This is a genomic window from Bacillus sp. WC2507, from assembly GCF_052656125.1.
In genome coordinates this window covers 2,134,411-2,146,433 of the sequence record NZ_JBQXPN010000001.1, presented here as the reverse complement: position 1 = coordinate 2,146,433, position 12,023 = coordinate 2,134,411, and the positions used below count along the sequence as shown (strand labels likewise).

Here is a 12,023-nt window from a genome sequence, read left to right as displayed (position 1 = left end):
TTTTGTACATTCCACCTACAAAAGAGAGTATAAATTCGCTATATCCCAAAGCCAAAGTGCATAGTAATTTAAAGGTTATTCTTCAAATTTGTAACCCACTCGAATAACAGTACCGATATGCTTCGCTTTATCTCCTAGCTTATTTCGCAGTTTTTTAATATGAGTATCAACCGTTCGGTCATCACCGTAGTAATCATATCCCCATAACTGATCTAATAAATGTTGACGTGACAACACAATTCCTTTGTTCTCCATTAAATAAACAAGAAGTTCAAATTCCTTATGTGTCAATATAATTTCTTCTCCATCGACTAAAACAGTTCTAGACAAACGATTTACTTCTATTCCCGCTAAAGACATAGCATTTTCTTCCGCTACTCCTACCACACCATCCGCACGTTTCAATAACGTCTTCGCGCGAGCTACTAACACTTTCGGACTGAAAGGCTTTGTTACATATTCATCTGCACCTAATTCGAACCCTAGTAATGTATCATCCTCATCCGAACGGGCTGTTAGCATAATAATTGGTACTGCTGATTCTTTTCTAATTCGTCTACAAACAGACCATCCATCTATTTCTGGTAACATAATATCTAACATAATTAAATCAATTTCATGCTCTGCAAATAATTCTAACGCTATTTTTCCGTCTTCTGCTTCGATTACTTCAAAGCCTTCATTACGAAAATAATCACTAACGATTTCACGTAGTCTTCTTTCATCTTCAACAAGTAATACTGTTTTATTCATATCATCTATCCCGCCTTTTTACTCTTTCAATCGAATAATACGTTGATTGGAGCTTCCGCGAAATGGAAGTGTTAAATCTTTTTTCTCGATTTCAAATCTTCCATCGACTAAAACATCCCCATAATGTAACAACTCTATCATATCATTATTTTGAGAACTCTGTATCTCTTCTAACGTATAACCTGTATACATCCATAGATTTTTTTTCAAGTCTTTCACAGCTTTTGCTACTTTTTTCACTTCAGCAGCTTGGAAAAATGGATCTCCACCTGAAAATGTTACATCAGTTAATGGATTACTTGCAATCTCGTTCACAATTTCTTCTACTGTCATTTCAGTTCCATTACAAATATTCCACGATTCCGGATTATGGCAACCGAAACAACGATGCGGACAGCCCGCAAAAAACACGACTGTCCGCAACCCTTCCCCATCGACTACACTATCATGAATGATGTTCATCACTTTCATTTATGCTTCACCCGATCCATCTCTTCACTACGTTTCGCACTATTCCACTTCGACATATCCCCTACAAGATAACCTGTTATACGGCGGATTCTTTCTATATTAGCCTCGTCTCCATTTCCGCAGCTTGGGCATTCATTTCCGATAACTCCGTGATAACTGCAGCACTTACAACGGTCAACCGGATGATTAATTGAACCGTATCCAACGCCATTCTCTGCCATCGCTTGTACAATTTGCTTTAATGCTTTTTTGTTATGCATAGCTGCTCCGTCTAGCTCAATATACGTAATATGGCCTCCGTTACATAGAGCGTGAAAAGGCCCTTCTAAACGAATTTTTTTTATCGCTTGAATGTTATAGTAAACTGGAATATGGAATGAATTCGTATAATAATTATGGTTCGTTATACCGCTAATCACACCAAATTCTTCCCTATCTTTTTTCACAAACTTCCCTGATAACCCTTCTGCAGGAGTTGCAATTACTGAGAAATTCAGTTCATATTCTTCTGTCGCTTTATCCATTCTCTCTCTCATAAAGGAAATAATTTCATACCCAAGTTTCCATGCTTCTTCATCTTCTCCATGATGCTTTCCTGTTAAAGCTACTAAACACTCCGCAAGACCGATAAAACCAAGACTTAACGTCCCTTGTTTTAAAATGGATGCTACAGAATCTTCAGGCTGTAACTTTTCCCCACCACGCCATACACCTTGTGAATAGAGAAATCGAAAATCTCTCGCTCGCTTCGTACATTGATACTCAAATCTCTCTAATAATTGCTTAATTCCTAAATCTAAGTAATAATTTAATGCTTCAAAAAATGCTTCTTTTGAACCACTAATTAATGCTAATTTCACTAAGTTGATAGACGTAAATGATAAATTGCCTCTTCCAATCGCTGTTTCTTCTCCATGTATGTTAGACATAACACGGGTACGGCATCCCATGTAACATACTTCACTTTCCGGTCGTCCATCATAATGCACTGCATTAAATGGCGCATCTAAAAATGAAAAATTAGGGAATAATCGTTCAGCCGTTGTCTCTAACGCTAATTCAAATAAATCATAGTTCGGATCAGATTCTTCAAAGTTCACACCTTTTTTCATTTTAAAAATTTGAATAGGAAAAATTGGTGTTTCCCCTTTACCAAGACCAGCTTGTGTCGCTTTTAAAAGCTGTCTAACTAGTAATCGTCCCTCTTTTGATGTGTCTGTTCCATAATTAATAGAAATAAACGGTACTTGTCCCCCGCCCCTACTGTGCATACTATTTGAATTATGAACGAAAGCCTCACACGCCTGATACGCATCATTTTCCGTTTCTTTCCATGCAAATTCTTCTATTTGTTCTTTCGTAAGCGGATATGACTGTAATCGTTTCTTATGTCTCTCTACTGTTTTTCTCACATACGGAGCTAAATCAATATCAAATAGTGCAAACGATTGACCACCGTGCTGCATATTTTGATTCGCTTGAAAAATAATAGACGAAAGAGCCAACGCACTTTTAATGTCTTGCGGTTGTCTCATATGTCCATGTCCAGTATGAAAACCATTAGCAAGCATTTGCGCTAATGGAATTTGTGAACAAGTCGTCGTTCCTGTCGCATAAAAATCTAAGTCATGTGGATATAATATATTTTGATTTATCGCTTTTTTCACTTGATCTGACAATAAATTTTCAACTGCATAATATTTCGCACTCTCTGATGCGAACGTTCCCATTACTCCCATTGGAGAGCGGCCATCTACATTTGCATTTTCTTGCATTAAATCTTGTTCATTGCCGTGGACAATTGTCTCGAAAACTTTCATTAATTCTTCTCCACGTGTATTTTGTTGTAACATTTATAACCCTCCACCAATATGTTGTTGTCTTGTGATTAAAATGTTACTACATATAGTCTTGTTGTTTCTGTGAGAAATGTAACATTCCTGTGAAATTTTTTTCACGAAATAATGAATTTTTCATTTACAAAAAAGAAATGTGCTCTTTACAAATGTATGGTACAATATACGGGAAAAACTCTTTTTACCCTTTATCAACACATTTGAATAAAGGAGACTGAACTTATGGTTACTACATATCTTTTATTTATCGTTTCCTACTTACTTGGCTCGATTCCATTTGCACTAGTCGTTGGAAAAATCGGTTATGGAATCGACATTCGTGAGCATGGCAGCGGTAATTTAGGCGGAACAAATACATTCCGCACACTAGGGAAAAAAGCAGGTTTTATCGTTACAATTGCTGACATTTTAAAAGGTACATTAGCAACAAGTCTACCGATTATTTTCGGGTTAGACGTTCACCCACTCTGGTTCGGGTTAGCAGCTGTTCTTGGACATGTGTATCCGATTTTCGCGAAATTCCGTGGTGGTAAAGCAGTTGCAACTTCTGCTGGCGTGCTATTATGCTACTCACCAGTTGTTTTTGCAATATTAGCTGTTGTCTTTTTCAGCCTTTTATTTACAACAAGATACGTATCACTTTCTTCTATGGTAACAGCTGTCGTTGCCGTTATCGCATCAATTGTTAGCGGGGATAAAATCTTCATTATTGCGATGTGTTTATTAGCAGGTATGGTTATTTATAAACACCGTGCAAATATTGGACGAATTATAAATAAAACTGAACCGAAAGCAAACTTTTCAAAAAAGCAAAAATAAGATCGTAACCCACATAACGCAAAAAGAAAACGTGAAGCATATTAATAGCGTCTTTTTGCGTTATTTTTTATACTAAAGAAAAAGCAACATAATTTGGAGGAACTATACATGAATCTTTCCGTAACAAAAGAAGCAGCACAATGGTATAAAAACGAATTAAACTTACAATCGGGTGAAACACTACGCCTTTTCGTACAATACGGCGGTTGCAGTACTGTACAAAAAGGACTTTCTTTAGGTATTCGTAAAGATGATCCTGCACATCCTGCTGTTCAGACTCAAGAAGAAGGTATTAACTTCTTTATTGAAGGCGATGATGAGTGGTTCTTCGATGGACATAATTTATCTGTTACACTTAACGACGGTGATGATTTCCCTCAATTTAATTATGAAAAATAAAAAAAGCGTGGCTTCTGCCACACTTTTTTTATTTTTTCTTAATTTCCTCATATTTCGCATACCACTCAGGATATAACTTTTTAAATGATACAGGGCGGAAACCTTCTTTTTTCGCACAAATATTCGTCGTACTTGCAGTAATACAAAGTTCTCCATCACCATTATAAATTTCATATCCATACACAACGCGAAGTGGGCTCACTGTATCAACCCATGTTTTTACGATCGCTTTTTCTCCGTAACGCATCGCTTTACGATATGAAATTTGCAAGTCTAACACAGGAGAAATAATTCCCTCTCTCTCCATTTCAACATATGAAAATCCTAAATCTTGTATAAGTTTCGTGCGACCTAGTTCAAGCCACACCAAATAATTTGAATGGTAAACAACACCCATTTGATCTGTTTCCGCATAACGGATTTCAACTTCATGTTCTGCTACAAACATATGTATTCGCCGTTGCCATAAACTTATAAAAATCTATAAATTTTGTTTATTTCCCTGTTCTACGTGTCCGATTTCACAGAAGCTACTTTCGTTTGATGTAACACTCCGAGGGCGTAAATTCGGATACAACGAATCCTACATATTAGCCGTAACTTTTTTAGATGTTAACTGGCTAATTCATACCGTGACAAATTGATAGCCGCATTTAAATCCCTATCCATTTCGTGACCACAAGTGCATTTGTATACACGGTCAGAAAGTTTTAGTTCTTTGTTGATGCTTCCACAACTGGAACACATTTTTGAAGAAGGATACCATGTATCAGCTTCTACAAATTCAATACCATATTTTTCACACTTGTATTGAATTTGTCTTTTGAACTCATATAAACACTGCTTCGCAATCGCTTTAGCTAGGTGTCTATTCTTCAGCAGACCGTTCATATGCAACGTCTCCATCACAATGCGAAATGGCTTGGTTTTCACAATTTCGCTCGTGGATTGATGAAGATGATTCTTTCTGATATTTGATAACCTTCTATGTAGTTGTCGTATCTCTTTCTCGATTTTTATAATGTTGCTTGTTTTGACAAAACGGTTTCCCTCCTTATTCATTTCATATTTACGAGAAACTTGACGTTGCAACCTACGAAGGCGTTTCTCTGCCTGTCTTACCATTTTTGTTTTGTTGATATTGTTCTTCCTCTGCCCATCAGAACAATATGCTAATTCTTTGATTCCAATATCTATTCCTAACGAAACAGCCGTTAACTTCTCTTTTGTAAACTCCTGTTCAATACCGACAGACAAATACCAATACTTACCGTCAAAGCTAATGCGTGGATTAGAGTACTTAACCCCTACAGGTAACTTTTCGGATGTTTTTACCCAACCAACTTTCTCAATCAAAACTTGTTTTTCTTTTACTTTTAACTTGACATTATCATTGTAAAAAGAGAGGTTTGCTTTCCTTCTGCTTTTGAATCGTGGTTTATCAGCCAGTCCCTTGAAAAATCGCTTATATGCTTCACAAGCATCTTTAATCGCTTGTTTGGCTATATTATTTGAAACATCGTACAACCAAGCATATTCTTCAGTCTGCTTTAATACAGTTAATTCTTTCCGTAAAAAACCGTCTGATATGAACTTTCCGCCATTCTTGTAATTCTCTTCTTGCTTCGCCAGTGTCCAATTATAAGCCCATCTTGCCGTACCAACAGATTTCCAAAGTTGCAATTCTTGTTCTTTATTCGGCTTGATTCTCACTTTCTTCGCAAGCATCATTTTCCAGCAACCCCTTAACCATCTTCTTAGCTTATTTTCCCTTGAAGATGGCAATTAGTTTGTTCTATCCTACCTGCCTTTTTTGCAAAATCACCAATTGAATATACTTTCATATTTTTCATCCCATGAAACTACTTTACCCCGGCGACAATTTTTCATCTACAAATATTTTATCACTAATTATATATTTTTGTAGATATACACTAACTGTTTCTTCCCTTCTTTCAATTCTGCTACCTTGCATACATTTAATCATAATACAGTGACATCAAAAATAAAATAAAAACAGTGAATCTTTTACCGAAAGGGGCAAGCATATGATTCAAATTGTAACTGTGCGTAGCGGTGATAGCGTATATAGCTTGGCATCAAAATATGGATCCACACCTGACGAAATAGTAAAAGACAATGGACTAAATCCAGCCGAAACACTCGTTGTTGGTCAGGCACTTATCGTTAATACGAAAGGGAATAATTATTATGTACAGCCCGGCGATAGCCTGTATCGAATTTCTCAAACATATAACGTTCCTCTCGCTAGTTTAGCTAAAGTTAATAACCTTTCATTAAAATCCATTCTCCATGTCGGACAGCAATTATATATACCGAAAGGGACAAAAAGAGCAGTAGAATCCATCGCTTATTTACAACCTTCAACAATACCGATAAAAGAAAGTTTAGTTAATGCTACGCGTGCTATTAATCCATTTTTAACATACTTAGCATACTTCAGCTTCGAGGCAAAAAGAGATGGCACATTAAAAGAACCGACTGAAACAGCTAAAATTGCTAATATTGCAACGCAAGGTAATACCATCCCTATGCTAGTTATTACAAATATTGAAAATGGAAATTTCAGTGCCGATTTGACATCAGTCATTTTACGCGATGCAACGATTCAAAACAAATTTATTACTAACATTTTGCAAACAGCTGAAAAATATGGCATGCGAGACATTCATTTTGATTTCGAGAGTGTGGCACCTGAAGATCGTGAAGCGTATAATCGTTTTTTACGAACTGTAAAAACACGCTTACCTAGCGGGTATACATTGAGTACAACGCTTGTACCGAAAACAAGTTCAAATCAAAAGGGAAAATTTTTCGAAGCTCACGATTATAAAGCACAAGGACAAATTGTTGATTTCGTCGTCATTATGACATACGACTGGGGTTGGCAAGGTGGTCCACCGATGGCGATTTCTCCTATCGGTCCTGTAAAAGAAGTACTTCAATACGCAAAATCTCAAATGCCTCCACAAAAAATTATGATGGGGCAAAACTTATACGGATTCGATTGGAAACTTCCGTTCAAACAAGGTAACCCACCTGCAAAAGCAATTAGTTCTGTCGCAGCTGTTGCACTAGCCCGTAAATACAATGTTCCTATCCGCTATGATTTCACAGCCCAAGCTCCTCATTTTAATTACTTTGACGAAAACGGTGTACAACACGAAGTTTGGTTTGAAGATTCACGGTCTGTTCAAAGTAAATTCAATTTAATGAAAGAACAAGGTATAGGCGGTATTAGTTATTGGAAAATTGGTTTACCATTCCCACAAAATTGGCGTTTACTCGTTGAAAACTTTACGATTACGAAAAAGGGCTGACATAAGTCAGCCCTTTTTGTATCACTGTTAAAAATCTACTTTTCATTTTCACTTCCATTACTTCACAAAAAAGAAGAATGATAACATTCTTCTTTTTAGCCGTTATCAACAATCGGTTGCTTACCAGTTTGATCTTGCATTTGTTTTCCTTTATTGCCACCAGCTTTTTTCGATTGCGTTCCAATTTGGTTCGGTGCAAAGTCTTTTGAATTCTTTTTCGGATTACCCATTGCTATCGCCTCCTTAACACTAGTATCGTACTAGTGTTAAGAATTATTCAGCCTGCTTAAAAAGTTTCATTTCATAACGCTTTTCAATACGCTCTTCAATACGATCGATTGCATCACGATCGCTTAATAATTGTTGTTTATTTTCTTTCACAAGTTCGTCAAATGATTTACGGCGACTTCTTCTCATGCTGTTCACCCTCTCTCCTTCGCTTTCTTATTACATAGTATGAGCAAACGAAAAACTCTTTAATCAGATTTGCAAGAAAATTTTATGTTTTAGTACTCATAAAAAAACTCCGTGTACACTAAATCGTACACGGAGTTTTTTATACCATAATATTCAAATATTCTTTTATCTTTTCATCTGCATTCATTTCACTTTGTTTATAATCACGTAGCGCTTGCAGTACGAAATCATACTGTTCTAAAATATAACTTTCTAATTTCAAGACATCCTCTAAGCTATTCAACATAATTCTCGTATTACCAACTTCACTTTTTAACGCTGGTTCACATTTTAAGCTTGTACATATTTCTTTCACATCATCTTCTAATATATCTGTTAATACATATTTCTTTCGTCCTGTTACCTTTACTCTCATAACCGGATAAAAAGCTTTTATATCTAAATAACTTCCTACGTTCATACAACGTAGCCATTCTACATTACGTTTATTACGTGCAAGCATTTCTTTCACCGCTTCGTATACTACGATTTCATCAAGTGAGACCTTATTTACTTTTCTCTGTCCTTCTTCTTCAATAGCTGCACACTTTTGATAAACAGCTGCACACGTAATACAATCATCAAATGCATTATGAGAACTTAAACGAATTCCAAGCATGCTCTTTAACGTTTCAAGTTTATGATTAGGCGCGTGCTTCATATATTTCTTTGCTAAAAACACAGTATCAATCACTTTGTTTTTAGGTTCCGGTAACCCAAGCATATTCACATTACTTTTCAAAAAACGCATATCAAAAGATGCATTATGAGCGACAATTACATTTGTATGTAAAAATGCTAAAAATAAAGGTAACACTTCTTCAATTGTCGGTGCATCTGAAACACGATAATTTGTAATACCTGTTAAGCTCGTTATTCGGTCCGGAATTGAACGCTCTGGATTCACATAGGAAACAAATTGATCTACTAGTTCATGATTACGATATTTCACTGCTGCCATTTGAATGATTTTGTCATTATAAGGGTTAAATCCTGTTGTTTCAAAGTCAATTACAACATAATCTAACGGTAAGGATATATTCCCCACTCCAAATACACTCCTTTATCTCTCAACGTTTATATTTCTTTTATCATATCATGAAGCTTTCACTACGTGAAAAAGAAAAGGCAGAAATGATTATATTCCATCTCTACCTTTTCACTGTTATTTTAATTTAGCAATCCGTTTCTCCATCTCTTTTTGCGTCATCGGCCCAATAAACTTATCTTGAATGACACCTTTTGTATCTATAAAATACGAAGTTGGGATCGTAATGACTTTATACGCTGTTGTTACATCAATGTTCTTGTCCAATAAAATAGGAAAAGTAATTCCTTTTTCCTTAGCAAAATTGCTTACCTTTTCTACTCCCCCACCTTTTTCTGAAGGTGTATAATTTATTGCTAAAATTTCTACATTTTCTTTATGTTCTTTATAGAAAGCCTCCATATCAGGCATTTCTTGCTGGCAAGGTCCACACCACGTTGCCCAAAAGTTTAAAATCACTTTCTTTCCTTTTAAATCTGATAACTTTACATTCGTTCCATCTAACTTCGTTAATTCAAAGTCTGGCGCACTCTTCCCTATTTCAATACCATTACTTGCAATCATCTCTTTCATAGCGGCTTCACTTTTTTCTTGCTTCCCTTGTACCGCCTGATCGTTTTTACCAAACTGTTCATAAGCTGCATATCCCGCTAAACAAAGTAACACTACAATAATCGTAAGCTTCCACCACATTTTATATCACCCTAACGTATTTATCTTCTTATAACTTAATCACCAAAATACTATATACCTTATTTTAGCTTATACGGACAAGCTTGGAAATATTCACAGACGAAATAATTAGAATATTCTTATTTAAAGTGAAGTTTTTTCCTTTTTATCATATAATTAGAAAAACAGATGCAGTGTTTTATCTTCTTATGGACCTATTCACCTTTTTACTCTCGTAGTGATAAACCTACAACAAAAGGGGGATTGTTTATGAATTCATTCGAAAAAATCACATTATATATTCTTAGTTTTCTTTTATACCCAATCGGTATTATTACATGGATCATTTCACTCTTTAGTAAAGATCTTGAAAAAAAGAAAGTAGGGCGTAGTTGTCTCTACATCTCTCTAGTCTCATTCGTCCTTTTCGTAATCCTTGGAATTGCAACTTTCCTTATGACTGCTACTTTTAATGTTGATCTGAATCATTCAGAATCTATCGAGTATCAAATTAATGACGCTGAATAAAGATAAGAGCAATGCTCTTATCTTTATTCACATCTCTGTAAAAACGAATGACTATTTATTAATTTTTCAGGACTTCCACATGCAACCATACTTCCTTCTCTCATTATGACAACACGATCTGCTAGTATTGCTTTCTCTACATCATGCGTTGCCACAATTCTCGTTACATCTCTTCCTAACCCTTCTATCATATTCCAAACCGTTTCTTGATTGCTCGGATCTAATCCCGCAGTCGGTTCATCTAAAATAATAAGATTCGGATTTAAACCAATTGCTCGCAATAATGCAAGTCGTTTTCTTTCCCCTCCTGAAAACTCTTCACCGCTTTTATGTAATACAGTTTCAATCCTTTCAGGTAAATCTCTAATAATCGGTTTCACATTTACAAGTTCAATATTTTTTTCTAATTGATTTTCTAAATACTCTTCCCCGAAATACATATTCTCTTTTACTGTCGTCCGAAAGAAACGAGGTTCTTGCCACACTGTAGTCATACGAGCCTCATTACCATAATAAACAATGCTACCGTTAGATGGTTTATACAAACCTGTTATTAATTTTAAAAGCGTTGTTTTTCCTGCACCACTTTCTCCTACAATCATAACGAGTTCACCAGGATTAATTTGCAAATCAATTTTATTCATTCTGCATTTCTCTTCATCACTCTCCTGAAATGAAACATTTGTTATTGTCATCCCCATCGCTCTTTCTCGATTACTATTTGCAACTCGTTTATCTAAAAAAGAAAAAACTCTATTTGCCGAGGCGGTTGCAACTTGTGTCATCATTAATAAATCGCCCACGTAACGGACGGGAAAAAAGAGCATTTCAATTGTGGCTAACACGGCAACAAGTGCGCCAACTTCCATTTCCCCCTTCATAATTTTTTGCGCACCTAGAATGAGAACAACGATATATGCTCCTGTTTCAATCACTGTTCCAACTACTCCAATACAATGTTGCATCATCGTCTTCTTTACTTCTGTTTTATAAGATTGTGCTGTTACTCCCTTGAATAACCGAATGGTCCATTTTTCTTTTTGTAAACTCCGTAAATCTTGTGCTCCTTTTACAAACTGTGACACCATCTCTACAACACTTGATTGATTCTTTTGAGCAATGCTTGCAATATTCCTTACCTTTTTCCCCATCAAGATCGGAACTGTTGCACTTAAAAACAAAAACGGAGTTACCCACAATATAAACTTTATATCTATATGTTGTAGTGCTATGAACGCACCTATAAATTGTGCAATGGCGTGTATATATTCTATTAATATAGATCCATATAATCTGACCCAGTTTGGAATATCAGACACAACTAACGTCTCTAACTCTCCTTGTTTGATTTTCTCACTCTCTTCAAACGGTAAAGAGAAAAAATGACGCAATACATCTATACGCTTCTCTCGTAATATTCGCTGACTCGTTTTTGAACTTACATAATCAAATGAAAGATTGTTCACCCACATCAACAAGCGGCTAACTGCAAACAAAGTAATATAAAGATACGCTCCCTTTAACTCCCGTTGAATCAGGTTATCTACAATTAGCCCCATGAATAGTGGACGGATAAGTTTAAAATAGCCGCAAAGAGTCCACTGCATACAGCTGCTATTACTAACATTTTTTCTTTCTGTAACGGTAACAATATTTTTTTATATTCTTTCATGACGTTTC

General features: G+C 35.8%; 13 protein-coding genes and 1 pseudogene. 4 read left to right on the top strand and 10 right to left on the bottom strand.

The annotated features are described in order from the left end of the window. Nucleotides 1-75: 75 nt before the first annotated feature. Genes ACUN28_RS11445 through ACUN28_RS11435 form a run of 3 tightly spaced genes read right to left on the bottom strand, consistent with a single transcriptional unit; the run spans nt 76 to nt 3,077 of the window. The gene (locus ACUN28_RS11445; protein WP_001044675.1) at nt 76-753 is read right to left on the bottom strand and encodes a response regulator transcription factor; all 678 of its coding nucleotides are present in this window, start codon (nt 751-753) and stop codon (nt 76-78) included. 18 nt (nt 754-771) lie between these two features. Further along, the gene (nrdG, locus tag ACUN28_RS11440) at nt 772-1,224 is read right to left on the bottom strand and encodes an anaerobic ribonucleoside-triphosphate reductase activating protein (RefSeq protein ID WP_016086826.1); all 453 of its coding nucleotides are present in this window, start codon (nt 1,222-1,224) and stop codon (nt 772-774) included. Further along, nucleotides 1,221-3,077 carry an anaerobic ribonucleoside triphosphate reductase gene (locus tag ACUN28_RS11435; protein ID WP_016086825.1) on the bottom strand — a complete coding sequence of 619 codons (1,857 nt, stop codon included), beginning with the start codon at nt 3,075-3,077 and terminating at the stop codon, nt 1,221-1,223. The genes nrdG and ACUN28_RS11435 overlap by 4 nt, the downstream gene beginning before the upstream one ends. Nucleotides 3,078-3,302: 225 nt before the next feature. Here ACUN28_RS11435 and plsY point away from each other — a divergent pair, with 225 nt between their 5' ends. Next, nucleotides 3,303-3,899: a glycerol-3-phosphate 1-O-acyltransferase PlsY gene (plsY, locus tag ACUN28_RS11430; RefSeq protein ID WP_016086824.1), complete on the top strand. Its 597-nt coding sequence runs from the start codon at nt 3,303-3,305 to the stop codon at nt 3,897-3,899. 108 nt (nt 3,900-4,007) lie between these two features. Continuing rightward, the gene (locus ACUN28_RS11425) at nt 4,008-4,298 is read left to right on the top strand and encodes a HesB/YadR/YfhF family protein (RefSeq protein ID WP_001054451.1); all 291 of its coding nucleotides are present in this window, start codon (nt 4,008-4,010) and stop codon (nt 4,296-4,298) included. Between the two features lie 28 nt (nt 4,299-4,326). On the opposite strand, the gene ACUN28_RS11420 is transcribed toward ACUN28_RS11425, so the two are convergent. Both ACUN28_RS11420 and ACUN28_RS11415 read right to left on the bottom strand, forming a co-directional pair. Beyond that, nucleotides 4,327-4,746, bottom strand: a complete 420-nt coding sequence (locus tag ACUN28_RS11420) for an acyl-CoA thioesterase (RefSeq protein WP_016086823.1) — start codon at nt 4,744-4,746, stop codon at nt 4,327-4,329. 164 nt (nt 4,747-4,910) lie between these two features. Further along, entirely contained in the window at nt 4,911-6,029 is a 1,119-nt protein-coding gene (locus tag ACUN28_RS11415; protein ID WP_033660107.1) for an RNA-guided endonuclease InsQ/TnpB family protein, read from the bottom strand. Between the two features lie 317 nt (nt 6,030-6,346). On the opposite strand from ACUN28_RS11415, the gene ACUN28_RS11410 reads away from it, so the two are divergent. Further along, nucleotides 6,347-7,639 (top strand): glycosyl hydrolase family 18 protein, encoded by a 1,293-nt coding sequence (locus ACUN28_RS11410; protein WP_000614842.1) that lies wholly within the window; start codon nt 6,347-6,349, stop codon nt 7,637-7,639. 95 nt (nt 7,640-7,734) lie between these two features. Here ACUN28_RS11410 and sspN read toward each other — a convergent pair whose 3' ends face one another. The 4 genes from sspN to ACUN28_RS11390 all read right to left on the bottom strand — a co-directional run bounded on the left by sspN (nt 7,735) and on the right by ACUN28_RS11390 (nt 9,836). Further along, a complete protein-coding gene (gene sspN / locus ACUN28_RS11405; protein WP_000527988.1) occupies nt 7,735-7,869 on the bottom strand; it encodes an acid-soluble spore protein SspN in 135 nt (44 codons plus the stop codon). 43 nt (nt 7,870-7,912) lie between these two features. Continuing rightward, on the bottom strand, nt 7,913-8,056 hold the full coding sequence (locus ACUN28_RS11400) for an FbpB family small basic protein (protein WP_001254697.1): 144 nt from the start codon (nt 8,054-8,056) through the stop codon (nt 7,913-7,915). A gap of 139 nt (nt 8,057-8,195) precedes the next feature. After that, nucleotides 8,196-9,143 carry a 3'-5' exonuclease gene (locus tag ACUN28_RS11395; RefSeq protein ID WP_016086821.1) on the bottom strand — a complete coding sequence of 316 codons (948 nt, stop codon included), beginning with the start codon at nt 9,141-9,143 and terminating at the stop codon, nt 8,196-8,198. Between the two features lie 117 nt (nt 9,144-9,260). Beyond that, a complete protein-coding gene (locus ACUN28_RS11390) occupies nt 9,261-9,836 on the bottom strand; it encodes a redoxin domain-containing protein (protein ID WP_445423377.1) in 576 nt (191 codons plus the stop codon). Between the two features lie 249 nt (nt 9,837-10,085). Between ACUN28_RS11390 and ACUN28_RS11385 the strand changes: the two genes are divergently transcribed. After that, complete coding sequence (locus ACUN28_RS11385; RefSeq protein WP_016086819.1) at nt 10,086-10,343, top strand: hypothetical protein; 258 nt, start codon at nt 10,086-10,088, stop codon at nt 10,341-10,343. Nucleotides 10,344-10,366: 23 nt separating this feature from the next. Here ACUN28_RS11385 and ACUN28_RS11380 read toward each other — a convergent pair. After that, nucleotides 10,367-12,015 (bottom strand): annotated as a pseudogene (locus ACUN28_RS11380) (ABC transporter ATP-binding protein). Nucleotides 12,016-12,023 lie beyond the last annotated feature (8 nt).